The sequence below is a fragment of the Micromonospora sp. NPDC051924 genome, assembly GCF_055586005.1.
In genome coordinates this window covers 41847-65322 of record NZ_JBVJJA010000002.1, presented here as the reverse complement: position 1 = coordinate 65322, position 23476 = coordinate 41847, and the positions used below count along the sequence as shown (strand labels likewise).

Here is a 23476-nt window from a genome sequence, read left to right as displayed (position 1 = left end):
GCTGCGCCGTGGCGGCGATCGAGGGGGCAACCCCGTCGACGCCGGGAGAACGAGGATGGGCACATGAGCGACTGGACTGCCTTCGGACGGGTGGACGAGGACGGCACCGTCTACGTCAAGACCGCCGAGGGCGAGCGGGTGGTCGGATCCTGGCAGGCGGGGGCACCGGAGGAGGGGCTGGCCCACTTCGCCCGGCGCTTCGCCGACCTGGTGACGGAGGTGGACCTGACCGAGGCCCGGCTCAACTCGGGCGCGGCGGACGCCGGCCACACGCTGACCACGATCCGGCGGATCCGCGCCTCGCTGGCCGAGGCCCACGTGGTCGGTGACATCGACGCGCTGGCCGCACGCCTGGACAAGCTGGCCGCGGTGGCCGAGGAGAAGGCCGGCGAGGCCAAGGCGGCCCGGGACGCCGCCCGGGGCGAGGCGCTGGCCCGCAAGACCGCCCTGGTGGAGGAGGCGGAGAAGCTGGCCGCCGAGTCGACCGGCTGGAAGACTGCCGGCGACCGGCTCAAGGAGATCCTCGACGAGTGGAAGACCGTCCGCGGGGTCGACAAGAAGACCGACGGTGAGCTGTGGAAGCGGTTCGCCGCCGCGCGCGACTCGTTCACCCGCCGCCGGGGTGCCCACTTCGCCTCCCTCGACCAGCAGCGCAAGCAGGCGCAGACGGTCAAGGAGGAGTTGGTCGCCGAGGCCGAGAAGCTGAAGGAATCCGCGGACTGGGCGATCACCGCCAACCAGCTCAAGGATCTGATGGCCCAGTGGAAGGCCGCCCCGCGGGCGTCCAAGGAGGCCGAGCAGAAGCTCTGGGAGAGGTTCCGCGCCGCGCAGGACCACTTCTTCACCCGGCGCAGCGAGGTCTTCTCCGCCCGGGACAACGAGCAGCGGGCCAACCTGGAGCGCAAGCAGGCCCTGCTCGCCGAGGCCGAGGCGCTCGACGTCGACGGCGACCCGAAGGGCGCCCAGGCGAAGCTGCGGGAGATCCAGGCGCAGTGGCACGAGGCCGGCCGGGTGCCTCGCGAGGCGGCCGCCGGGCTGGAGCGTCGGCTGCGCGCCGTGGACGACAAGGTCCGCGAGGTCATGGACTCGGCGTGGCGGCGGACCACCAAGGAGGACAGCCCGCTGCTCGCCCAGATGCGGGTGCAGGTCGCCGAGGCCGAGGAGCGGCTGGCCCGTGCCCAGGCCGCCGGTGACGCCCGCCGGATCAAGGAGGCCGAGCAGGCGCTCGCCTCGAAGCGGCAGTTCCTCCAGCTGGCCGAGCAGACCAGCTGACCTGACGTACCCCCGGCAGCCCCCGGTCCCGTGACGGGACCGGGGGCTGTCGCATGTTGACGCATCGAGGTGGGCTGATCAGAATGGGCGGCGGAGCCAGGTTCCGGCACCGGCACGAGGGCACCGACGGCTGATCCCGCCGTCGGGGAACGCCGGTGCTCCCCCCGCGAGCGGCCGTCCACGTGACCCGGCCCGGCGCGCGCTGTCCGCGTACTCGATGACGAGCGGGCCGTCTCCCCTGGTCTCACCGTCCGCGGCGGCCGCCCGCCGCGGGCATCCGAAGTGGAGCACCCATGCACCGACCCACCGCCCTCGGCGGCGCGCTCGCCGCGCTCGCCACCGCCGCGGCCGGCGTCCTCGTCGCCGCCGCCGTCAGCACCACCCCGGCCGCCGCCGCCACCGGCGGAACCGGCACCGGCTACCTGCACACCAGCGGCAACAAGATCGTCGACAGCACGGGGGCCACGGTCCGGCTCACCGGCATCAACTGGTTCGGCATGGAGACCGACAACAAGACCTTCCACGGTCTGTGGTCGAGCAACCCGTGGCGCAGCCAGCTCGACACCATGGCCCGGCTGGGCTACAACACGCTGCGCATCCCGTACTCGAACGACGCGCTGAAGCCGGGCGCCACGGCCACCGGGATCAACGACTACGTCAACCCGGACCTGGTCGGGCTCTCCCCGTTGCAGATTCTGGACAAGGTGATCGACTACGCGGGCAGCAAGGGGATGCGGGTCATCCTGGACCGGCACCGGCCCACCTCGGCCGGCCAGTCGCCGCTCTGGTACACCTCGACGGTCTCGGAGGCGACCTGGATCGCCGACTGGAAGACGCTCGCCCAGCGGTACGCGAACAACCCCACCGTGATCGGGGCGGACCTGCACAACGAGCCGCACGCCGAGGGCACCAACCCGGCGGCCACCGGCGCCTGCTGGGGCTGCGGCGACACCGCCCGCGACTGGCGGCTGGCCGCCGAGCGGGCCGGCAACGCGATCCTCGGGGTGCAGCCGAACTGGCTGATCTTCGTGGAGGGGGTGAGCTGCCCGAGCGGCGGCCTGTCCAACGTCTGGGACGGCGACCCCGGCAACGACGAGGACTGCGGCTGGTGGGGCGGCAACCTCTCCAGGGCCGGGCAGTACCCGGTCCGGCTGAACGTGGCCAACCGGCTGGTCTACTCGCCGCACGAGTACGCCACCTCGGTCTACCACCAGGCCTGGTTCGACGACCCGACCTACCCGGCGAACATGCCGGGCATCTGGGACAAGTACTGGGGCTACCTCTACAAGCAGAACATCGCGCCGATCATGATGGGCGAGTTCGGCACCACTCTGCAGGACCCCAAGGACAAGGTCTGGTTGCAGAACCTGATGGCGTACACCGGGACCGGGGTGAACGGGATGTCCTTCACCTACTGGTCGTGGAACCCGAACTCGGGTGACACCGGCGGCATCGCCAACGACGACTGGACCACGATCAACCAGGCCAAGCAGGACATCCTCCAGCCGTACCTGATCCCGCCGGTGGGTGGTGGCGGCACCACCAGCCCGTCGCCGACCGGCACCCCGAACACGTCGCCGTCCCCGACCTCGCCGTCCCCGTCGCCGACCACGCCGGCCCCGACCGGGGGCTGCACGGCGACGTACCAGCAGGTCAACGCGTGGTCGGGCGGGTTCCAGGGCGAACTGACCGTGAAGAACACCGGCACCGGCGCGCTGAACCCGTGGTCGGCGAGCTGGACCTGGCCGTCCGGGGTGACCCTGGCCAGCGGCTGGAACGCCACCGTCACCCAGTCCGGCACCACGGTCACCGCGGCCGCCCCGGACTGGGCGAGGACGCTCGCGCCGGGCGCCTCGGTGACCGTCGGCTTCACCGCCAACGGCGCGGCCTCCGCGCCCGCGTCGGTGAAGCTCAACGGCACCGCCTGCTGAGCCGCGACGGCCGGGGCCTCCGCGGGGAGGTCCCGGCCGTCGACGGTCGGTCAGTGGGCGGCGCAGCCGCCGGCGGGCGCGGGCGCCGCGGCCGGCGCGCCGATGGTCGGCAGCCCCAGCAGCACGCCGGGGGTACGCGGGGCACGCCCCGCCTCGGCGGCGTCACCGGCCCGGGTACGCCGGTGCGACAGCGGCTCCCCGTCGGCGTTGAGGTGGTGCGGGGCGGCGTACGTGACGGTGGTGTGCACGATGTCGCCGGGGCGGATCTGTCCGGCCAGGCGGCCCGCGTCGAAGTGCACCAGGCGGCCGTCGCGGGCGCGGCCGGACATCCGGCCGGTGCGCTCGTCCTTGCGCCCCTCGCCGACGGCGACCAGCACCTCGACGGTCTCCCCGACCAGCTTCTTGTTCTCCGCCCAGGTGATCTCCTCGACCGTGGCGATGAGCCGCTCGTAGCGTTCCTGCACGACCTGCTTGGGCAACTGGCCGTCCATCGTGGCGGCCGGGGTGCCGGGGCGCTTGGAGTACTGGAAGGTGAACGCCGAGGAGAACCGGGCCTCCCGCACCACGTCGAGGGTGCGCTCGAAGTCGGCGTCGGTCTCGCCGGGGAAGCCGACGATGATGTCCGTGGTGATCGCCGCGTCGGGCATGGCCGCCCGGACCTTCTCGATGATGCCCAGGTATTTCTCGGACCGGTACGAGCGGCGCATCGCGCGCAGGACGTCGTCGGAGCCCGACTGCAGCGGCATGTGCAGCGAGTGGCAGACGTTCGGCGTCTCGGCCATCGCGGCGATCACGTCGTCGGTGAAGTCCTTCGGGTGCGGGCTGGTGAACCGCACCCGCTCCAGGCCCTCGATGTCGCCGCAGGCGCGCAGCAGCTTGCCGAAGGCGTACCGGTCGCCGAACTCGACGCCGTAGGAGTTGACGTTCTGCCCGAGCAGGGTCACCTCCAGCACGCCCTCGTCGACCAGGGCGCGCACCTCGGAGAGGATGTCGCCGGGGCGGCGGTCCTTCTCCTTGCCGCGCAGGGAGGGCACGATGCAGAACGTGCAGGTGTTGTTGCAGCCGACCGAGATCGACACCCAGCCGGCGTACGTCGACTCGCGCCGGGTGGGCAGCGTGGACGGGAACACGTCGAGGGACTCGAGGATCTCCACCTCGGCGGCGGTGTTGTGCCGGGCCCGCTCCAGCAGCACCGGCAGCGAGCCGATGTTGTGCGTGCCGAAGACGACGTCCACCCAGGGGGCCTTGCGGACGATCTCGCCGCGGTCCTTCTGGGCCAGGCAGCCGCCGACCGCGATCTGCATCCCCGGGTGCCTGTCCTTCACGGGGCGCAGATGACCCAGGTTGCCGTAGAGCCGGTTGTCGGCGTTCTCCCGGACGGCGCAGGTGTTGAACACCACCACGTCGGGCTGCTCGTCGGCCTCGGCGGCGCGCACGTACCCGGCCTGTTCGAGCAGGCCGGAGATGCGCTCGGAGTCGTGCACGTTCATCTGGCAGCCGTACGTGCGCACCTGGTAGGTGCGCGGGCTGCCCGCGGCTGCGGTAGTCATGACCCGGACAGCGTATCCGGGCGGAGCTGGTCGGAACGAACGAGGAGGAGCCGTGTGCCGAAGCATCAAGACCCTGCGTGAGCCGTACGTCCCGGTGGTCACCGAAGAGGACATCCGGGCGGCCGCGTTGCAGTACGTCCGGAAGATCTCCGGGTTCCGTACCCCCGCCGCGCACAACGCCGAGGCGTTCAACGCGGCGGTGGACGCGGTGGCCGCCGCCACCGCGACCCTGCTGGACCAGTTGGTGGTCCGCGGTCAGCAGCCGGCAGCCCGGGGCTGATCGGGTCGGCCCGGGGCGCCGCGGTCAGGCGGCGGCCAGGGCCGGTGCGACCGAGTCGGGCGCCCAGCGCGAGCGGTGGCACTGTGACCAGCCCCGACAGCCGGGGTGCGACAGGGTGCAGAGCCGCTGGTCGCTGAGCACCTCGCCGTCGTCGGTCTCGACCACGTCGAAGTGCACCGGGCGGATCGTGCCGTCCGGGGCGACCAGCAGGTGCCGCCCGGCGTCGAGGGTGTCGTCGCGCATCAGGCAGTTGCGGTCCAGCAGCCGGGCCAGCGCCGCGATGCTGGGCAGCTCGGGCAGCTTGTCGGGCACGCCGTAGCAGTCGACCATGGTGCCGTACGCCCCGGGCGCCTCCCAGACGTCGCAGACCACCGCGTACGCGGGGAGTCGGGCCGGGTCGGCGACGGCGAGGGGCATCACCACCCGGCCGAGCGCCTCGGCCAGCGCCGGGTAGACCTCCACGGGCGCCGCGCCGTCGATTCTCCAGTTCCACAGCTCGGTCATGCCGCCTCCTCGCTGCGCTCGTCCCACCGGCCTCCGGATCGGGCCTTACTGACGATGGTGGGGTGCATATGACCGCAGCCGGGGGCAAGTTACCGGTCTGTGACCATTCCGGGCAAAAATTCCTCGGGCGACGTTGCTCCGAGTAGCGGGAAGATGACAGTTTATCGGGTATCGTGCCGCTTCCGCGGCCGGAGGTCACCGGGGATCGCGCCGGTCCACGGTCGCCGCCCCGCCCGTCAGCGGACCCGGATCAGGTGCTCGCTCGCCGGCAGCAGCTCGCCCACCACGGTGCCGCCGGGCACCTCCCCGGCGACCAGCAGGCCGCCGGAGGTCTGCGCGTCGGCCAGCAGCAGCCGCTCCCCCTCGTCGACGCCGCCGAAGTCGGTCCACGGGGTCACCCAGTCCAGATTGCGGCGGGTGCCGCCGCTGACGTACCCGTCGCGCAGCGCCTCCCGGGCACCGGGCAGATAGGGCACGGCCGCCGCGTCGATCGCCACGGTGAGCCGGCTCGCCCGGGCCAGCTTCGAGGCGTGCCCGAGCAGCCCGAACCCGGTGACGTCGGTGCCGCAGCGCACGCCGGCGGCGACCGCCGCCCGCGCCGCGTCCCGGTTCAGCCGGGCCATCGAGGCGACCGCCTCCGGGAACCGCTCCCCGGTCCGCTTGTGTCGGGTGTTCAGCACCCCGACGCCGAGCGGCTTGGTCAGCGACAGCGGCAGGCCGGCCCGGCCGGCGTCCAGCGTGATCAGCTCCTCGGGGCGGACCACCCCGGTGACCGCCAGCCCGTACTTCGGGCCGTCGTCGTCCACGCTGTGCCCGCCGGCCAGGTGGCAGCCGGCCTCCCGGGCCACGTCCTGGCCGCCGCGCAGCACCTCGCGGGCCAGCTCCAGCGGCAGCACCTCCCGGGGCCAGCAGAGCAGGTTGAGCGCGACCAGCGGGGTGCCGCCCATCGCGTACACGTCGGAGAGGGCGTTGGCCGCGGCGATCCGGCCCCAGTCGTACGGGTCGTCCACCACCGGGGTGAAGAAGTCCGCGGTGCTGACCAGGCCGGTCCGCTCGTCCAGCCGGACCACCGCGGCGTCGTCGCCGTGCTCCAGCCCGACCAGGAGGTCTGCGGCGGCGGTGGCCGGACCGAGGCCGGCGACCATCGCCTCCAGCTCGCCCGGCGGGATCTTGCAGGCGCAACCCCCGCCACGGGCGTAATCGGTCAACCGGAACGCGTCGGTCATCCCCACATGATCTCCGCGGCACGCCGGGTCCGCCACCCGGACGGGCCGGTTGGTGACGGAATTCGGACTTGCGGGTACGCCGGTGACTGGTGTTACCGCTCCGTGACCATTCGAGTTGCATTCCGCCATGTCAGGCCGCCTACAGTGGCCCAACCGGGGGTCGACCGACCCCGCTTTCCGCACGACGACAGGGACGGTGGACGACGTGACGACGGGCGAACCCCTCATCGTGCTGGACGGGGTCAACAAGTGGTTCGGCCCGCTGCACGTGCTCGACGACGTCTCGCTGTCGGTCGGCCGGGGCGAGGTGGTCGTGGTGATCGGCCCGTCGGGTTCCGGCAAGTCGACCCTGTGCCGGACGATCAACCGGCTGGAGCCGATCGACTCGGGCACCATCACGTTCGACGGCACCGCGCTGCCGGCCGAGGGGAAGGCCCTCGCCAAGCTGCGCAGCGAGGTCGGCATGGTGTTCCAGTCGTTCAATCTCTTCGCGCACAAGACCATCCTGGAGAACGTCACCCTCGGCCCCGTCAAGGTCCGCAAGGAGAAGCCGGCCGCCGTCCGCGAGCGCGGCCTCGCCCTGCTGGACCGGGTCGGCATCGCCAACCAGGCGGACAAGTACCCGGCGCAGCTCTCCGGCGGCCAGCAGCAGCGGGCGGCGATCGCCCGCGCGTTGGCCATGCAGCCCAAGGCGATGCTCTTCGACGAGCCGACCAGCGCGCTGGACCCGGAAATGGTCGGCGAGGTGCTGGACGTGATGACCTCGCTGGCCCGGGACGGCATGACCATGGTGGTGGTCACCCACGAGATGGGCTTCGCCCGGCACGCGGCCAACCGGGTGATCTTCATGGCCGACGGCAGGCTGGTCGAGGACGCCCCGCCGGCCGAGTTCTTCGCGAACCCGCGCAGCGAGCGGGCCAAGGACTTCCTCTCCAAGATCCTCACGCACTGAGCGTCCGTAGTGGAGCGCGCCGTCCCCCGGTGGCTCCGTCGTAGAAGGAGATGAGAATGCGTTACAAGCGCGTGGCGGCGGTCGCCATGATGGCCTCGCTCGCCCTCTCGGCCGCCGCGTGCGGCAAGGAGGGGAGCCCGACCCCGAGCGGCGGCAACGCCAGCGGTGGCGCCCAGGCGGACACCTGCACGAGCTCGGGCGTGACCTTCACCCCCAAGACGGACGCGAACGTCGCCGGCAGCCCGACCTTCCAGAAGATCAAGAGCGCGGGCAAGGTCACCATCGGCGTCAAGTTCGACCAGCCGAACCTGGGCTACAAGGACGCCCAGGGCAAGCGCTGCGGCTTCGACATCGAGGTCGCCCAGTACGTCGCCAGCAAGCTCGGCGTCGACCCGGCGAAGATCGAGTACAAGGAGATCGCGTCGGCCAACCGGGAGACCGCGATCAAGGGTGGCGAGATCGACTACTACGTCGGCACCTACTCGATCACCGACAAGCGCAAGAACGACGTCTCCTTCGCCGGCCCGTACTTCGTCGCCGGCCAGGACCTGCTGGTCCGCAAGGACGACTCGTCGATCACCGGCAAGGACTCGCTCAAGGGCAAGAAGGTCTGCTCGGCCACCGGTTCCACCCCGATCCAGCGGGTGCGGGACGAGGGCCTGACCGAGCCGAACAACATCGTCGAGTTCAAGACCTACTCCGAGTGCGTCTCGCAGCTCCTCGACAAGAAGGTCGACGCCGTCACCACCGACGACGCCATCCTCAAGGGCTACGCCGCGCAGAACCCGGACGAGCTGAAGGTCGTCGGCCAGCCGTTCAGCACCGAGAAGTACGGCATCGGCCTGCCCAAGGACGACAAGGCCTTCCGCGACTACGTGAACGACCAGCTCGAGGCGGCGTTCACCGACGGCACCTGGCAGAAGGTCTACGACGGCACGCTGGGCAAGTCGGGCTCCTCGGCCACCGCGCCGAAGCTCGAGCGGTACTGACGGATCCGACGCGGCACCGGGCGGGGAGGCAACTCCCCGCCCGGTTCCCGTCCCGAGAGTGAGAGCGAGGCATGGGCGACTTCTTCCGCGTCCTGACGGACAACCACCAGGTGTTCCTCGACGGGTTCACCAACACCGTCAAGCTCTTCCTGATCGCCGCCGTCGGCAGCCTCGTCCTCGGTACGCTGCTCGGCGCGATGCGGGTCTCGCCGGTGCCCGCGCTGCGGGCTTTCGGCGCCACGTACGTCAACATCGTCCGCAACACCCCGCTGACCCTGGTCTTCGCGTTCCTGGTCTTCGCGGTGCCGAAGCTGGACGTGAACATCGACTACTTCCCCAGCGCCGCCATCGCGCTGACCCTCTACACCGCCGCCTTCGTCTGCGAGGTGGTCCGCTCCGGCGTGAACACGGTGGCGACCGGGCAGGCCGAGGCCGCCCGCGCGCTGGGCATGAGCTTCGGCCAGGTGCTCACGCTGATCGTGCTGCCGCAGGCGCTGCGGGCCATGGTGCCGCCGATGATGAGCGTCTTCATCGCCATGCTGAAGAACACCACGATCGCCGCCGGCTTCTCAGTGCTGGAGGCGGGCGCGATTCCGGCGTACATGGCCGAGCGGGGTGAGCCGCAGTTCGTCGTGCTCACCTGGATCGCGATCGGCTTCCTGATCCTGATCATCCCGCTGGTGGTGCTCCAGCGGTTCCTCGAGCGCAAGTGGGCGGTGGCGCGATGAGCTCGGTCCTCTACGACCTGCCCGGCCCGCGGGCCCGGCTGCGCAACCGGATCCTCGGCCTCGCCTCGGTCGCCGCGATCGTCGCGCTGGTCGCGTTCGTTCTCTACAAGTTCAACGCGACCGGCCAGTTCGAGGCCCGCAAGTGGGAGCAGTTCCAGTACGCCTCGGTGCAGCGTGAGCTGCTCACCGGCCTCTGGGCGACGCTCAAGGCCGCCGGCATCGCCACCGTGCTGGCCCTGCTGTTCGGCGCGGTCTTCGCCGGCGCCCGGCTGTCCGACCGGTGGATCCTGCGCACCCCGGCCACCTTCGTGGTGGAGCTGTTCCGGGCCATCCCGCTGCTGATCCTGATCTTCTTCGGCTACTACGTGCCGCTGCAGTACGGCTGGTCGATCGACAAGCTGTGGGCCCTGGTCATCGGCCTTACCCTGTACAACGGCTCGGTGCTCGCGGAGATCTTCCGGGCCGGCATCAACGCGGTGCCCTACGGCCAGACCGAGGGCGCATACGCGATCGGCCTGCGCAAGAACCAGGTGCTGCGGCTGATCCTGCTGCCGCAGGCGTTCCGGTCGATGCTCCCGGCCATCGTGAGCCAGCTCGTGGTGCTGCTCAAGGACACCGCGCTGGGCTTCATCATCACGTACCCGGAGCTGCTCTTCGTCGGCAAGCAGATCGGTGGCCGGCTGCCGTTCGGGCTGCCGTACGTCCCGACGTACCTGATCGTCGCGGCCATCTACATCTCGATCTGCGGGCTGCTCTCCATCCTGGCGTGGTGGCTGCAGCGCCGGCTCACCCGGCTGCCGCGTACCTCCGCGACGGTGATGCCGGCGGACGACATCGGCCGGGACGGCTCGGCCCTGGTCTGACCACGACACACGGCGGGCGGGTGGGGTTTCCCCACCCGCCCGTCGGCGTCTGTGCGCCCCTCAGCGGGCGATCTCGGTGACCCGGGACTCGCGGACCACGGTGACCCGGATCTGACCCGGGTAGGTCAGCTCCTCCTCGATCTGCTTGGCCACGTCCCGGGCCAGCACCGCCGCGCCGATGTCGTCGACGTCCTCCGGCTTGACCATCACCCGGATCTCGCGGCCCGCCTGCATGGCGAAGACCTTCTCCACACCGATCTTGCCGGCCGCGATCTCCTCGATCCGCTCCAGCCGCTTCACGTACGCCTCGAGGCTCTCCCGCCGGGCCCCCGGCCGCCCGCCGGAGCAGGCGTCGGAGGCCTGGGTGAGCACGGCCTCGATGGTCTGCGGCGGCACCTCGTTGTGGTGCGCCTCGATGGCGTGCACCACGTCCTCGCTCTCACCGTACTTGCGGGCCAGGTCGGCGCCGATGATGGCGTGGCTGCCCTCCACCTCGTGGGTGAGCGCCTTGCCGATGTCGTGCAGAAACGCGCAGCGCTTGATGGTCGGCACGTCCAGCCGCAGCTCGGCGGCCATGATGCCGGCGATGTGCGCGGTCTCCACCAGGTGCTTGAGCACGTTCTGCCCGTACGAGGTGCGGTAGCGCAGCCGGCCGAGCAGGGTGACCAGCTCCGGGTGGATCTCGGTGATGCCGACCTCGACCAGGGCGTCCTCGGCGGCCCGGTGGCAGAGCTCCTCGACCTCGTGCCGGGCCAGGTCGTAGACCTCCTCGATCCGGTGCGGGTGGATCCGGCCGTCCAGCACCAGCTTCTCCAGGGTGAGCCGGCCGACCTCGCGGCGTACCGGGTCGAAGCAGGAGAGCAGCACCGCCTCGGGGGTGTCGTCGATGATCAGGTTGACCCCGGTGACCGACTCGAAGGCGCGGATGTTGCGCCCCTCCCGGCCGATGATCCGCCCCTTCATCTCGTCGCCGGGCAGGTGCAGGACACTGACCACGCTCTCCGCGGTCTGCTCGCTGGCGACCCGCTGGATGGCGTCCACGACGATGTGCCGGGCCCGCAGCTCGGCGGTGCTCCGGGCGTCCGCCTCGATGTCCCGGACCAGGAGCGCGGCCTCCCGCTTGGCCTGGCCCTCGATCGACTCGACCAGCTCGGTGCGGGCCGCGTCGGCGGTCAGCCCGGCCACCCGCTCCAGCTCGCGACGGCGCTGCTCCTCCGCCTCGGCGAGGGTCTGCTCCCGCTCGACCAGAGCGGCCTCCCGGGCGGCGAGGGCGGCGCTGGCGGCGGTGAGCTGCCGCTCCCGCTCAGCGAGCCGCTCCACCTCCTCGGTGTGCAGCCGTTCCCGCTCGTCCATCCGGGCCGCCCGCCGTTCCACCTCGGCGGCCTGCTCGCGGGTGGTCGCGGCGAGCACCGCCACCTCCCGCTCGCCGCTGCGCCGGGCGGCGGCACGCAACTGCTCGGCGTCCGCCTCGGCCTGCTTGTGCGCCCGCTCCAGCACGGTGTCGGCCTCGGTGCGGGCGTCGTCGAGGACCCGCCGGGCCTCGGCCCGGGCCGCCTTCGCCTCGGCCTTGGCGGCGGCCGTCTCGGCCCGGGCCGCGGCGGCGGCGGACTTCGCCACGTCGATGGTGCTGTTCGCCTCGTCGGCGGCGCTGCGCAGGGCCGCCAGGGACTGCTCCTGCCGGTCCTTCTCGGCGATGAAGGCCGGGTCCTCGGGGGCGGGTGCCAGGCTGATCCGGCGCAGGGTACGCACGCCGAACACCACGGCGCCGACCACCACGACGGTGAGGATCAGCACCACCACCAGGAGGACCACGTCGAAGCCGCTCATGCCGCCGCTCCCCGCGAACGGCACGGCCGGCCGGGGGCACCCTGGCCCGGCGAGGAGCGACCGGCAGCGCGTGGAATTCCGCCGGTGAACCTCTGCCGACCCGTCATGGCCGCCTCCCCTGAACGTCGCGCCGCAGACGACGTGCCTAAGGGCACGCACCTGCGGCTCTGGACGCCCGACCGGAGCGGCTGGCCGTGGGTAGCGTTCCGTCGGCGGTGCCCACGGATGGGGCATCGCCGACAACCGGTTGCAGTTGTCGGTCGGCTCCGGACCGGCCGTCCGGAGCTGCCGTCAAAGGCCGGTGACGCTGGCCAAAGTGATGCTGTTCTGTTACGCGATCTATGTTGTGCGCTTAGCCTGCGCTTGGTCGGGCAAAGTGAGCCTGTATGGCGAGGCTAGGTCTCCGGAGGTGGTTCGGTCAAGGACTCATGATCAAACCACCCGGACGGAGAGAAGTTGTCGCGTCACGCAGCGCTGATCAGATGCCGGACACCCCCGGACAAACCTCGCGCCCGAACGGCCCCGCCGTCGCCTTCCCGACCTGCTCAGAGCCCTCCTGCCGCCGCCCGCCCCGCCGGTCCCCCCGATGTCCGGGGCACGCCACAACTTCCCCGAAAGTGTCGCCTCCGGAGGACGGGAGGCAACACTTTCCGGGACGCCGTGTGGATCTTGTCGGCAACGCCCGGAGCGGGTCGGCGGGCGCGCCCGCCGGCAGCCCCGGACGGGCGGTCAGGTGGCGCCGAGGGTCCGGGCGGCGGCCACGAGGGCGGCGTTGTCCGGGGCGACGGAGCCGTCCGGCATGAGCAGGGTGTCCTCCAGACCGACCCGGGTGGCCAGGCCGCGGCGTACCGCCTCGGCGAGCACCGGCCAGGTGGCCGGGCCCTCGCCGTGCAGCAGCACCGGTGGGCCGCCGGCGGGCAACGCGGCGAGGATCGCGGCGGCGTCGGCCAGGGCCACCTCGGGCTGCTCCGCGAGGCACTCGACGAGGATCCGGCCGACCGGCACCGGCCAGCGGTGCCAGGCGTCGACCGCCGCCTCGGTCCAGAGCCCCACCTCCACCATGACGCCCCGCTCGTGCAGGGCGGCGGCGACCGCCGCCGCGCCCGGCTCGTGGGCGTTGACGGAGGCGAAGTCGGGCAGCACCGTCCAGGCCCGGACGGCGGCGACCCGGTCAGCCGGGTCGGGCGTGATCCACGCACCGGTGCTCACCCCGACCGGCAGGCCGGGCCGGGCGGACCGGATCGCGGTGACCGCGCCGGCGATCACCGCCGCGTCGAGGGACTCGCCACCACCCGCGTCGCGCGGGTGCACATGCACCGCCGCAACCCCCGACGCGGCGCACCGGGCGGCGTCGGCGGCCAACTCGGCCGGGGCGACCGGCACGGCGGCATGCTCGTCCCGGCGCCGACCACCGTTGAGACAGGCCTTCAACACCCGGCCATCATGGCCCGACCCGCCGACAGCCCGCTGCACCCACGCCGCCGCCCACCCCGCCCACGGAATGCCGCAGCCCGGCCCTTCCCCATCCCGGAACGCCCCGACATCCCGCAACCCGCACACCCATCCGGCGTCGGCCGGGCGGGGCCCCCGCGTGGACCCCGGCCACGGGTGGGGCGCGGGATGCGGCAACCCGGGGCATCCCCACGCCGGGATCGGCCGACCTGCCGCAACTCGCGCGCCTTCCCGCCGGGGCCGAGCCACAGACCGCGAGCGGCCGGGGGCGGCCGGGACAGGCCGGGGGTTCAGTCGAGGGGGCGGGCGTCGCGGTCGAGGTCGTTCTCGGCGTCGGCGAGGGCGTCGGCGTCGATGTGCTCGGCGAACTCGGCGGCCTCGGCGCTCTGCGCGGCGAGGGCGTCCTTCACCGCCCGGATCGCCACGCCGGGCGGGTAGCCCTTGCGGGCCAGCATGCCCACCAGGCGGCGGAACACCGCGTCGGGCTCGCCCCGGGCGGTACGCAGCTTCCGCTCGACCAGGGCCCGGGCGGTCTCGGCCTCGGTCTCCTCGTCCAGCTCGCCGAGGGCTTCGCCGGCCACGTCGCCGTCGACGCCGCGCTGGCGCAGCTCGTTGGCGAGCGCCCGCCGGGCCAGCCCCCGGCCGGCGTGCCGGCTGCTGACCCAGGCCCGGGCGAAGGCGGCATCGTCGATGATGCCGACCTCGTCGTACCGGTCGAGGACGCCCGCGGCGACCTCCTCGGAGATGCCCCGCTTGGCCAGGGCCCCGGCCAGCTCGGCCCGGGTACGCGGGCGGACCGCGAGCTGCCGCAGGCAGATCTCCCGGGCCACCTCGGCCTCGTCGCGCGGCGGAGCCGGAGCCTCCGCGGAATCGGGCTCCTCCGCGCGACCACGACGACCTCGGCGGGGCCGCGGCGTGCTGATGTTGGCGTCACCCGCGCGGGGCGCGCTGGCGTCCCAGCCGCGCCCCGTACGGGCCCGTCGTCCTGCCACGGATCAGCGGATCAGAAGTCGACCGGCGGCAACTCCGGGCCACCGGCGGCGTCGCCCGCGCCGACCCCGACGCCGAGCTTCTCCAGGATCTTCTTCTCGATCTCGGCCGCCACGTCCGGGTTCTCCCGGAGGAACTCGCGGGCCTTCTCCTTGCCCTGGCCGAGCTGGTCACCGTCGTAGGTGTACCAGGCGCCGGACTTGCGGATGATCGCCTGCTCCACGCCGACGTCGATCAGCGAGCCCTCGCGGGAGATGCCCTTGCCGTACATGATGTCGAACTCGGCCTGCTTGAACGGCGCGGCGACCTTGTTCTTCACGACCTTGACCCGGGTGCGGTTACCGACCACGTCGGTGCCGTCCTTGAGGCTCTCGATGCGGCGCACGTCGAGCCGGACCGAGGCGTAGAACTTCAGCGCCCGACCACCGGTGGTGGTCTCCGGGCTGCCGAACATCACGCCGATCTTCTCGCGGAGCTGGTTGATGAAGATCGCCGTGGTGCCGGTGTTGTTGAGCACACCGGTGATCTTGCGCAGCGCCTGGCTCATCAGCCGGGCCTGGAGACCCACGTGGCTGTCGCCCATCTCGCCCTCGATCTCGGCGCGCGGCACCAGGGCGGCGACCGAGTCGATCACGATGATGTCGATCGCGCCGGAGCGGACCAGCATGTCCGCGATCTCCAGCGCCTGCTCGCCGGTGTCCGGCTGGGAGACCAGCAGGGCGTCGGTGTCGACGCCGAGGGCCTTCGCGTACTCCGGGTCGAGCGCGTGCTCGGCATCGATGAAGGCGGCGATGCCGCCGGCCCGTTGCGCGTTGGCCACCGCGTGCAGGGCGACCGTGGTCTTACCGCTGGACTCGGGACCGTAGATCTCGACGACCCGGCCGCGGGGCAGACCGCCCACGCCGAGCGCCACGTCGAGCGCGATGGAGCTGGTCGGGATGACGGCGGTCTGCACGACCGGCCGCTCCCCCAGCCGCATCACGGAACCCTTGCCGAACTGCTTGTCGATCTGAGCGAGAGCAAGGTCGAGCGCCTTCTCCCGGTCCGGCCCTGCCGCCATCGTTGCCACCCCTGCCTTCGCCGGCGTCTTACCTGAGCTTCGCGTCACGCGGGACACGCTAGGCGCTGGGTCCGACAGAAAACCAGCCGACGGGCCGCGAGCTGTGGACGAGCACCCCGCTGTGGACAATAGCCGAACAGGTGTACGACTCGACAAGCGACACGCCGAGGTAGCGAAAGAGCTGCTCAGCGTAGCCGAGTGGGGACGCGGTCGGGATAGGCGGCGACCACGGCCCGCCACACCACGTGGGTCTCCTCCCCCGCCGCCAGGGCCTGTTCGATGGTCCGCCCACCGAGCTGGGGCAGCACCTGGTCGCTGGCGATGCTGGCCGCGTAGCCCGGCCCGAACGCCTCCGCCAGCCGCGCCCAGAAGTCGGTCAGCCGCACGTGATCAGTCCTCCTTGTCAGGCGCCCCGGTGGACGCCGGACGCAACGCTAGCGCCACCAGGGGCACCGTCGCGATCGCCGCGAGCAGGGTGAGCGTGGGATAACCGGCCACCCGCATGACAAACCCGCTGAGCGCCGCGGCCGCCGCGCCGGCCAGGCCCATGATCAGGTCGGAGAACCCCTGCACGGACGGCCGGACGGCGGTGGGCACCGACTCCGACAGCAGCGTGGAACCGGCCACCATGGTGCCCGACCAGCCCAGCCCGAGCAGCGTCAGACCGGCGGAGAGCCCCGGCGTGTGGTGCCCGGCCGAGCCGGCGACCGCGCAGGCGGCCAACAGCACCGCGACCCCACCGAGGATCACCGCCCGCCGGCCGAGCCGGTCGGTCAGCCAGCCCACCACCGGCGACAGCGCGTACATGCCGGCGATGTGCAGGCTCAGCACGATGCCGACCACCCGCAGCACGTCGGCGTCGCGGTGGAACTCGCCGAGCCGTACCGGGGTCATCGACATCACCGCGACCATCACCACGTGGCCCACCGCCACGGCCGCGATGCCGAGGCGGGCGGCCGGCCGCTCGCGTACCGTGCGCCAGGCCGACCGCATCCCCGCGCCGCGCGGGGCCGTCCGGGCCGGGGCCGCGACCGGCTCGGCCGGCGGCGCGTCGGCCGCCGCCAGCCGGCGCGCGGTGAGCAGCGGATCGGGCCGCAGCAGGATCAGCAGTACGACCGCGGCCAGCACGAACGCGGCCGCGCTGAACGCGAACGGGCCGGACAGCGATGGCAGGCCCCAACCGTTGGTGGTGTGGTCGGCGAGCGCGGCGAAGTTCGGCGCCGCCACCGCGCCGATGGTGGTGGCCCAGACGATCAGCGAGAGCTGCCGCCCCCGGCGGGCCGGTTCGGCGAGGTCGACGGCGGTGTAGCGGGCCTGGAGGTTGGCCGCGGTGCCGCCGCCGAAGAACAGCATGCCGAGGAAGAGCAGCGGCACCCAGCGGGTGACCGCGGCGAGCACCACCAGCACGCCCCCGGCCGCTCCGGCCAGGTACGCCACCGCCAGGCCCGGCCGGCGGCCGCGACTGGTCATGATCCGGGTGACCGGGACGGCCAGCAGCGCCCCGCCGACCACGGCGGCGCTCTGCGCGAGGCCGGCCACGGCGGTGCCGGCGATCCGGGCGGCGAGCAGCGCGCCCACGGCGATGCCGATGGTGACCCCGATGCCGCCGATGATCTGGGTCACGAAGAGCAGGCGCAGCGTCCGCCGCTGGATCGGTGCGACGTCGGGCCGGGTCAGGGCCGGCGCGGTGAGGTCGGTGGCCATGGGCTTCTCCTCGGTAAGGGGCGACCCATCCTTGCGCACCGGACCGGGCCGGCTCCACCCGGTTCTGCTACAGGCCGAGCCCCCGGCCGATGATCTCCTTCATGATCTCGGTGGTGCCGCCGTAGATGGTCTGCACCCGGCCGTCCAGCCAGGCCTTCGCCACCGGGTACTCGAGCATGAAGCCGTAGCCGCCGTGCAGCTGGAGGCAGCGGTCGGCGACCTTGTTCTGCAGCTCGGTGGTCCACCACTTGGCCTTCGCCGCGTCGGTGACCGAGAGCCGGCCGGCGTTGAACTCGGCGACGCAGTGGTTGACGAAGGTCCGCGCGATGGTGACCTCGGTGTCCAGCTCGGCCAGGAGGAAGCGGTTGTGCTGGAACTTCCCGATCGGCCGGCCGAACGCCTCCCGGGTGCGGGCGTGGTCGAGGGTGAGCGCGAGCAGCTTCTCGCAGGCCGCCACGGCGCCGACGGCGATGCTCAGCCGCTCCCGGGGCAGGTTGGCCATCAGGTGGTAGAAGCCGTGGTTCTCGGTGCCGATCAGGTGGTCCGCCGGCACCCGGCAGTCGTCGAAGAAGAGCTCGGCGGTGTCGTTGGCCTTCAGGCCCACCTTCGCCAACCGCCGACCCCGGGTGAAGCCGGGCGTCCCGTTCTCCACCACCACCAGGCTCACCCCGTGCGCGCCCTGGTCCGGCGCGGTGCGTACCACCACCACCACGAGGTCGGCCATCTCCCCGTTGGTGATGAACGTCTTCTGGCCGTTGAGCACGTACGTGTCGCCGTCGCGCACCGCGGCGGTGCGGATCCCGGCCAGGTCGCTGCCGGCGCCGGGCTCGCTCATCGCGATGGCGGTGACCAGGTCGCCGGAACAGAAGCCGGGTAGCCAGCGCTTGCGCTGGTCCTCGGTGGTCAGCTCGGTCAGGTACGGGGCCACCACGTCGTTGTGCAGCCCGAAGCCCAGCCCGGAGCAGCCGGCCCCGACGATCTCCTCGACCAGCACCGCGTTGAACCGGAAGTCCCGCTGGCCGCCACCGCCGTACTCCGGGTCGACGTCCATGCCGAGCAGCCCGGCCGCGCCGGCCTTGCGCCACACCTCCCGGTCGACGATCCCGGCGGCCTCCCAGCCGGCGTGGTGCGGCACGGCTTCCCGGGCGAGGAACTCGCGGCACAGGTCCCGGAACTCTTCGTGGACGGGCTCGTAGAGATGCTGCTCCATGCCGACGAGTCTGCCCGCCCGACCGGCGGTCGGGAAGAGCCGGACGGCCATGGGGTCTTGACGACGCTATCCGTTGCGGCCCTATTCTCACGGCACGATTTCCGTGGACCCTGGTCCGCTGGCGCAACGTTAACCGTAGGACTGAGGAGCGCCCATGTCAGCCGGGCCCGCTACCCCCGCAGTCGCCCTCCGCGGCCTGCGCAAGTCGTTCGGCGCGGTGGAGGCGGTGGCCGGCGTCGATCTGGAGATCGCCGACGGCGAGTTCTTCTCGATGCTCGGGCCGTCCGGCTCGGGCAAGACGACGGTGCTCCGCATGATCGCCGGCTTCGAGCCGCCGACCGCGGGGAGCGTGCTGCTCGGCGGGCGGGACGTCACCCGACTGGCCCCGTTCGAGCGGGACGTCAACACCGTCTTCCAGGACTACGCGCTGTTCCCGCACCTGACGGTGCGGCAGAACGTCGAGTACGGCCTGCGGGTGCGCCGGGTGGGCCGGGCCGAGCGGCGGGACCGGGCGGCGGAGGCGCTGCGGAGCGTACGGCTCGACGGGCTGGCCGACCGGCGACCGGCCGCGCTCTCCGGCGGGCAACGGCAGCGGGTCGCCCTGGCCCGCGCGCTGGTCGTGCGGCCGAAGGTGCTGCTGCTCGACGAGCCCCTGGGTGCGCTCGACCTGAAGCTGCGCGAGCAGATGCAGATCGAGTTGAAGGCGTTGCAGCGGGAGGTGGGCATCACCTTCGTCTTCGTCACCCACGACCAGGAGGAGGCGCTCACCATGAGCGACCGGGTGGCGGTCTTCGAGCACGGCCGGATCGCCCAGGTGGGCACCCCGGCCGAGGTCTACGAGCGACCCGCCACCCCGTTCGTCGCCGGCTTCGTCGGCACCTCCAACCTGCTCAGTGGGGACGCGGCCCGGACGGTGCTCGGCCGCGACGGCACCTTCTCCATCCGCCCGGAGAAGATCCGGCTCGACGGTCCGGCACCGACCGCCGAGGAGACCTCGGCCACCGGACGGGTGGCCGAGGTCGTCTACGCCGGGGCGACCACCCGGTTCGTCGTCGACCTCGACGCCGGCGCCCGGCTGGTCGTGACGCAACAGAACCTGACCACCTCCTCGGCCGACGTGGCGGCGCTGCGCGGCACGCCGGTCCGCCTGGCGTGGCGCACCGAGCACGCCGTGGCCGTACCCGTCCCCGCCGTACCGACCCCCCTCGCAAAGGAGAGCGCACATGCGTACCGGTAGAACTGCGACCGCGCTCGCCGCGGTCGGCCTGCTCGTCCTGGCCGGCTGCGGCGACGGCGGCACGAACGCCGGCGGTTCCGGCCCGGGCGGCATCAAGCCACCCAAGATCGACAAGCTCGCGTCGCTGGGCGCCGGCGAGGGACAGGTCAACGTCGTGGCCTGGGCCGGGTACGTCGAGGACGGCTCCACCGATCCGAAGGTGGACTGGGTCTCCGACTTCGAGAAGGAGACCGGCTGCCAGGTCAACGTCAAGGTGGCCGGCACCTCCGACGAGATGGTGACCCTGATGAAGACCGGTGAGTACGACGTGGTCTCCGCCTCCGGGGACGCCTCGCTCCGGCTGATCTACGGCGGGGACGTCGCACCGGTCAACACCGACCTGATCACCAACTACAAGGACGTCTTCGACGGGCTGAAGCTGAAGCAGTGGAACTCCGTCGACGGGGTGGCCTACGGCATCCCGCACGGGCGCGGCGCGAACCTGCTGATGTACCGCACCGACGTGGTCAAGCCCGCCCCGACGTCCTGGGGCGCCGTGTTCGACGCGAACTCGCCGTACAAGGGCAAGATCACCGCGTACGACTCGCCGATCTACCTCGCCGACGCGGCGCTCTACCTCATGAAGCATCAGCCGGAGTTGGGCATCAAGAACCCGTACGCGCTGGACGACAAGCAGTTCGCCGCCGCCGTCGACCTGCTGAAGAAGCAGAACCAGCTGATCGGCGAGTACTGGTCGGACTACACCAAGGAGGTACAGGCCTTCAAGGCCGGCAACTCGGTGCTCGGCACCACCTGGCAGGTGATCGCCAACCTGGCCATCGCCGACAAGGCTCCGGTCGAGGCGATCCTGCCCGAGGAGGGGGCGACCGGCTGGTCGGACACCTGGATGGTCTCGGCGAAGGCGAAGCACCCGAACTGCGCGTACCGGTGGATGGACCACATCATCTCGCCGAAGGCCAACGCGGCGGTCGCCGAGTGGTTCGGCGAGGCACCGGCCAACAGACTGGCCTGCGCCGAGACCGCCGACAAGAACCACTGCGCGACGTACCACGCCGACGACGAGGCCTACTTCGAGAAGGTCTGGTACTGGAACACCCCGGTGCAGCAGTGCCTGGACGGGCGTACCGACGTGAAGTGCAAGGACTACGCGGCCTGGACCCAGGCCTGGACCACGATCAAGGGCTGAGGTGGCCACCTCGACGCTCGACCGGCCCGCGGGCGGCGCCACCGCCGTCCGCGGGCCGGTCCGCCGGCTCTCGGCCTGGCTGCACCGGCACGCCGGGGTACGCCTCGCCGCCCTGCTGGCCGCGCCGCTGTTCTGGCTGGTGGTCGCCTACCTGGGCGCGCTCGCCGTGCTGTTCGTCTCGGCACTGTGGACCGTGAACGGCTTCACCGGTGAGGTGGTCCGGCAGCCCACCCTGGACAACTTCCGCACCATCGTCACCGACGAGGTGTACCGGACGGTCGCCCTGCGCAGCGTCGGCGTGGCCGCCGCGGTGACCGTGATCGACACGCTGATCGCCCTGCCGATGGCCTTCTACATGGCGAAGGTCGCCAGGCCCCGGCACCGGCGCTGGCTGGTGGTCGCCATCCTCACCCCGCTGTGGGCCAGCTACCTGGTCAAGGCGTACGCCTGGCGCGTGCTGCTCGCCAACGGCGGACCGGTGGACTGGCTGTTCGGCGGGCCCGGCCACGGCCCCGGGTACGGGCTGGGCGCGACCGTGCTGGTGCTGGCCTACCTCTGGCTGCCGTACATGATCCTGCCGGTCTACGCGGGCCTGGAGCGGCTGCCGGACTCGCTGCTGGAGGCGTCGGCGGACCTGGGGGCCCGGGCCGGCCGGACGTTCCGGACGGTGGTGTTGCCGGTCGTCGTCCCGTCGGTGATCGCCGGCTCGGTCTTCACCTTCTCGCTCTCGCTCGGCGACTACATCACCGTGCAGATCGTCGGCGGCAAGACGCAGCTCATCGGCAACCTGGTCTACGTCAACATCGGGGCGGCGAACAACCTGCCGTTCGCGGCCGCGCTGGCCACCATCCCGGTCCTGATCATGGTCGGCTACCTGGTCGCCGTACGGCGTTCCGGGGCTCTGGAGGAGTTGTGACTAGTTGTCGATTTTCTCTCCATTCCTATCTATGGTTGTTTGTTGTGCATAGCGACTACCGGATCGGTGAGCTTGCCCCGCGGATGGCGTTCTCCCGGCGGCTGGAACTGGCGGAAAATTCGCTGGCGGTCGTGGGCGCCGAGGACCTCGACGGAGCGGACCTGGCCGGGGCTGGTCACCGGTGAAGGTCACCCGGATCGCGTACTCGACGGGCCTGAATCCGGGCAAGTACGCGGCCCTTGTGGAGCAGGCGCGCCGGTTGGGTCGGGTGCGTAGTGAGGTGTGGCAGCGCTACGGCTCGATCGGCGGTGTTGGTTCGGGGTTGAGGGATCGGCAGGTGCGGGACCGGTGGTTGGCCGAGGGCACGCATGTGCGGTTCGGTGTGTTGGCGAATGCGTGGAAGGAAACCGTCCGCGACGCGATGGCCGACCTCGCAGCGAATCTGGAGGCGGCCAAGGTCGAGGTACGTTGGGCGGTTCTGCGGCGCACGAGTGATCCGGTCGAGCGTAAGCGGATGTTCACCGCGCTGAAGACTGACCGGTGGGCCAGTGACCCATTCCTGGCACGGCAGATGCGCAAGCACTGGAAGCGCGGTCGTAACCGCACCCATGATCAGATCGTCGTGCGCGCCGACAACTACAACGCGGTCGTTGACGGGCGCGGGCGGTTGTGGCTGGCCGTACCCGGTCTGAAACGCCGCACGATGGTGAGAATTCCGCTGTCCACGACCGTGGCCCCGACGGGGACGCTTCGGCTGATCCTGCGGGGCGACCGGGTGGAGGTGCACTACCAGATCGACGCATCGCGGATGCGGTCGTCGCAGCGCCCCTGCGGCGAGGCGACGATCGGTGTCGACAAGGGTTACACCGAAGCCCTGACCGACTCCGACGGTCAACCCCACGGTGTACACCTCGGTGAGTTGCTGTCCGCCGGGTCGGACCGGTTAAAGGAACGCAACCGGCGGCGGGCGAAGCTGCGCTCGATCGCCAACACCGCCGCCCAGCGCGGCAACCACGCCAAAGCACAGCGGATCGAGACCAACAACCTCGGCACCGTGAAACGGGACCGGCAGGCCGCCCGGCACCGGGCCCTGGTGCGTACGGAGATCTTCACCGCCGTGCACAAGGTTGTCGACAAGGCCGCCACCGTGATCGCCGAAGACCTCACCAAAACCTTCGCCAGCCGCAAAAAGCTTCCTAAGGACATCAACCGACGTCTCGCCGCGTGGACCAAAGGAATCATTGCCGAGGCGCTGGCAAACGTGTCGGAGCGCAGAGGTTCTGCGCTCGTGCACGTCAACGCCGCCTACACCTCACAAACCTGTCACCACTGCGGACGCTTCGGCCGACGCGACGGGGACCGGTTTCACTGCATTCCATGCGGGGTGGTGTGGCAGGCCGACGTGAACGCCGCGATCAACATCCTGCACCGAGCTGGCGATCCCGACATCGCCGTGCACACCCCACACCATGTGGTGAAGCAGATCCTGCAGGACCGGACCGATCGCCACCGGACCAGACTGCCGGTCCAGGACTCCAGCCCGGCCACCACCGCCGAGCGGAGAGCGAATCATCCGAACCCCTCACTATGAGCAAGAGG

General features: G+C 71.6%; 22 protein-coding genes. 12 read left to right on the top strand and 10 right to left on the bottom strand.

Annotated elements, in window-relative coordinates; all coding sequences use genetic code 11:
- Positions 1-63 precede the first annotated feature (63 nt).
- Both ACZ6S5_RS01640 and ACZ6S5_RS01635 read left to right on the top strand, forming a co-directional pair.
- Complete coding sequence (locus tag ACZ6S5_RS01640; RefSeq protein ID WP_465996647.1) at positions 64-1272, top strand: DUF349 domain-containing protein; 1209 nt, start codon at positions 64-66, stop codon at positions 1270-1272.
- Between the two features lie 293 nt (positions 1273-1565).
- On the top strand, positions 1566-3203 hold the full coding sequence (locus ACZ6S5_RS01635; RefSeq protein WP_465996645.1) for a cellulase family glycosylhydrolase: 1638 nt from the start codon (positions 1566-1568) through the stop codon (positions 3201-3203).
- Positions 3204-3253: 50 nt separating this feature from the next.
- On the opposite strand, the gene miaB is transcribed toward ACZ6S5_RS01635, so the two are convergent.
- Positions 3254-4753 (bottom strand): tRNA (N6-isopentenyl adenosine(37)-C2)-methylthiotransferase MiaB, encoded by a 1500-nt coding sequence (miaB, locus tag ACZ6S5_RS01630; protein ID WP_465996643.1) that lies wholly within the window; start codon positions 4751-4753, stop codon positions 3254-3256.
- Between the two features lie 52 nt (positions 4754-4805).
- Here miaB and ACZ6S5_RS01625 point away from each other — a divergent pair, with 52 nt between their 5' ends.
- Entirely contained in the window at positions 4806-5033 is a 228-nt protein-coding gene (locus tag ACZ6S5_RS01625) for a DUF2277 domain-containing protein (RefSeq protein WP_091190962.1), read from the top strand.
- Positions 5034-5057: 24 nt separating this feature from the next.
- Here ACZ6S5_RS01625 and ACZ6S5_RS01620 read toward each other — a convergent pair whose 3' ends face one another.
- Positions 5058-5537 (bottom strand): hypothetical protein, encoded by a 480-nt coding sequence (locus ACZ6S5_RS01620; RefSeq protein WP_465996641.1) that lies wholly within the window; start codon positions 5535-5537, stop codon positions 5058-5060.
- 236 nt (positions 5538-5773) lie between these two features.
- Positions 5774-6763, bottom strand: coding sequence for a selenide, water dikinase SelD (selD, locus tag ACZ6S5_RS01615; protein WP_465996639.1), 990 nt, complete (start codon positions 6761-6763; stop codon positions 5774-5776).
- Between the two features lie 196 nt (positions 6764-6959).
- Between selD and ACZ6S5_RS01610 the strand changes: the two genes are divergently transcribed.
- The 4 genes from ACZ6S5_RS01610 (at position 6960) to ACZ6S5_RS01595 (ending at position 10295) form a co-directional block, all read left to right on the top strand.
- Entirely contained in the window at positions 6960-7715 is a 756-nt protein-coding gene (locus tag ACZ6S5_RS01610; protein ID WP_465996637.1) for an amino acid ABC transporter ATP-binding protein, read from the top strand.
- A gap of 56 nt (positions 7716-7771) precedes the next feature.
- Positions 7772-8704 (top strand): glutamate ABC transporter substrate-binding protein, encoded by a 933-nt coding sequence (locus ACZ6S5_RS01605; RefSeq protein ID WP_465996636.1) that lies wholly within the window; start codon positions 7772-7774, stop codon positions 8702-8704.
- A gap of 71 nt (positions 8705-8775) precedes the next feature.
- Positions 8776-9432, top strand: coding sequence for an amino acid ABC transporter permease (locus tag ACZ6S5_RS01600; protein ID WP_465996634.1), 657 nt, complete (start codon positions 8776-8778; stop codon positions 9430-9432).
- The gene (locus tag ACZ6S5_RS01595) at positions 9429-10295 is read left to right on the top strand and encodes an amino acid ABC transporter permease (RefSeq protein ID WP_465996632.1); all 867 of its coding nucleotides are present in this window, start codon (positions 9429-9431) and stop codon (positions 10293-10295) included. Before ACZ6S5_RS01600 ends, ACZ6S5_RS01595 begins: the two co-directional genes overlap by 4 nt.
- Positions 10296-10355: 60 nt before the next feature.
- Here ACZ6S5_RS01595 and rny read toward each other — a convergent pair whose 3' ends face one another.
- The 7 genes from rny to ACZ6S5_RS01560 form a co-directional block, all read right to left on the bottom strand.
- Positions 10356-12122: a ribonuclease Y gene (gene rny, locus ACZ6S5_RS01590; protein WP_465996630.1), complete on the bottom strand. Its 1767-nt coding sequence runs from the start codon at positions 12120-12122 to the stop codon at positions 10356-10358.
- A 729-nt stretch (positions 12123-12851) separates the two neighbouring features.
- Positions 12852-13556: a 3-keto-5-aminohexanoate cleavage protein gene (locus ACZ6S5_RS01585; protein ID WP_465996628.1), complete on the bottom strand. Its 705-nt coding sequence runs from the start codon at positions 13554-13556 to the stop codon at positions 12852-12854.
- Positions 13557-13864: 308 nt separating this feature from the next.
- Positions 13865-14566: a regulatory protein RecX gene (locus ACZ6S5_RS01580; RefSeq protein ID WP_465996626.1), complete on the bottom strand. Its 702-nt coding sequence runs from the start codon at positions 14564-14566 to the stop codon at positions 13865-13867.
- A gap of 11 nt (positions 14567-14577) precedes the next feature.
- Positions 14578-15624: a recombinase RecA gene (gene recA / locus ACZ6S5_RS01575; RefSeq protein WP_465996624.1), complete on the bottom strand. Its 1047-nt coding sequence runs from the start codon at positions 15622-15624 to the stop codon at positions 14578-14580.
- A gap of 185 nt (positions 15625-15809) precedes the next feature.
- Positions 15810-16010 carry a DUF3046 domain-containing protein gene (locus ACZ6S5_RS01570; protein ID WP_465996622.1) on the bottom strand — a complete coding sequence of 67 codons (201 nt, stop codon included), beginning with the start codon at positions 16008-16010 and terminating at the stop codon, positions 15810-15812.
- 4 nt (positions 16011-16014) lie between these two features.
- Complete coding sequence (locus ACZ6S5_RS01565; protein WP_465996620.1) at positions 16015-17328, bottom strand: MFS transporter; 1314 nt, start codon at positions 17326-17328, stop codon at positions 16015-16017.
- Positions 17329-17395: 67 nt separating this feature from the next.
- Positions 17396-18538 (bottom strand): acyl-CoA dehydrogenase family protein, encoded by a 1143-nt coding sequence (locus ACZ6S5_RS01560; protein WP_465996618.1) that lies wholly within the window; start codon positions 18536-18538, stop codon positions 17396-17398.
- Positions 18539-18692: 154 nt separating this feature from the next.
- Here ACZ6S5_RS01560 and ACZ6S5_RS01555 point away from each other — a divergent pair, with 154 nt between their 5' ends.
- Genes ACZ6S5_RS01555 through ACZ6S5_RS01535 form a run of 5 tightly spaced genes read left to right on the top strand, consistent with a single transcriptional unit; the run spans position 18693 to position 23468 of the window.
- On the top strand, positions 18693-19775 hold the full coding sequence (locus ACZ6S5_RS01555) for an ABC transporter ATP-binding protein (protein WP_465996616.1): 1083 nt from the start codon (positions 18693-18695) through the stop codon (positions 19773-19775).
- The gene (locus tag ACZ6S5_RS01550; RefSeq protein ID WP_465996614.1) at positions 19762-20961 is read left to right on the top strand and encodes an ABC transporter substrate-binding protein; all 1200 of its coding nucleotides are present in this window, start codon (positions 19762-19764) and stop codon (positions 20959-20961) included. Before ACZ6S5_RS01555 ends, ACZ6S5_RS01550 begins: the two co-directional genes overlap by 14 nt.
- Before the next feature lies 1 nt (position 20962).
- The gene (locus ACZ6S5_RS01545) at positions 20963-21877 is read left to right on the top strand and encodes an ABC transporter permease (protein WP_465996612.1); all 915 of its coding nucleotides are present in this window, start codon (positions 20963-20965) and stop codon (positions 21875-21877) included.
- Between the two features lie 44 nt (positions 21878-21921).
- On the top strand, positions 21922-22062 hold the full coding sequence (locus ACZ6S5_RS01540) for a hypothetical protein (protein WP_465996610.1): 141 nt from the start codon (positions 21922-21924) through the stop codon (positions 22060-22062).
- Complete coding sequence (locus ACZ6S5_RS01535) at positions 22059-23468, top strand: RNA-guided endonuclease TnpB family protein (RefSeq protein ID WP_465996608.1); 1410 nt, start codon at positions 22059-22061, stop codon at positions 23466-23468. Before ACZ6S5_RS01540 ends, ACZ6S5_RS01535 begins: the two co-directional genes overlap by 4 nt.
- Positions 23469-23476: the final 8 nt, after the last annotated feature.

Excerpts from the sequence above, each read along its gene's own strand:
- ACZ6S5_RS01605 (WP_465996636.1), top strand. The coding sequence starts at position 7,772 with ATGCGTTACAAGCGCGTGGCGGCGGTCGCCATGATGGCCTCGCTCGCC.
- ACZ6S5_RS01560 (WP_465996618.1), bottom strand. The coding sequence starts at position 18,538 with ATGGAGCAGCATCTCTACGAGCCCGTCCACGAAGAGTTCCGGGACCTG.
- ACZ6S5_RS01565 (WP_465996620.1), bottom strand. The coding sequence starts at position 17,328 with ATGGCCACCGACCTCACCGCGCCGGCCCTGACCCGGCCCGACGTCGCA.
- ACZ6S5_RS01555 (WP_465996616.1), top strand. The coding sequence starts at position 18,693 with ATGTCAGCCGGGCCCGCTACCCCCGCAGTCGCCCTCCGCGGCCTGCGC.
- ACZ6S5_RS01595 (WP_465996632.1), top strand. The coding sequence starts at position 9,429 with ATGAGCTCGGTCCTCTACGACCTGCCCGGCCCGCGGGCCCGGCTGCGC.
- selD (WP_465996639.1), bottom strand. The coding sequence starts at position 6,763 with ATGACCGACGCGTTCCGGTTGACCGATTACGCCCGTGGCGGGGGTTGC.
- ACZ6S5_RS01550 (WP_465996614.1), top strand. The coding sequence starts at position 19,762 with ATGCGTACCGGTAGAACTGCGACCGCGCTCGCCGCGGTCGGCCTGCTC.
- ACZ6S5_RS01600 (WP_465996634.1), top strand. The coding sequence starts at position 8,776 with ATGGGCGACTTCTTCCGCGTCCTGACGGACAACCACCAGGTGTTCCTC.
- ACZ6S5_RS01620 (WP_465996641.1), bottom strand. The coding sequence starts at position 5,537 with ATGACCGAGCTGTGGAACTGGAGAATCGACGGCGCGGCGCCCGTGGAG.
- ACZ6S5_RS01640 (WP_465996647.1), top strand. The coding sequence starts at position 64 with ATGAGCGACTGGACTGCCTTCGGACGGGTGGACGAGGACGGCACCGTC.
- ACZ6S5_RS01635 (WP_465996645.1), top strand. The coding sequence starts at position 1,566 with ATGCACCGACCCACCGCCCTCGGCGGCGCGCTCGCCGCGCTCGCCACC.
- rny (WP_465996630.1), bottom strand. The coding sequence starts at position 12,122 with ATGAGCGGCTTCGACGTGGTCCTCCTGGTGGTGGTGCTGATCCTCACC.
- recA (WP_465996624.1), bottom strand. The coding sequence starts at position 15,624 with ATGGCGGCAGGGCCGGACCGGGAGAAGGCGCTCGACCTTGCTCTCGCT.
- miaB (WP_465996643.1), bottom strand. The coding sequence starts at position 4,753 with ATGACTACCGCAGCCGCGGGCAGCCCGCGCACCTACCAGGTGCGCACG.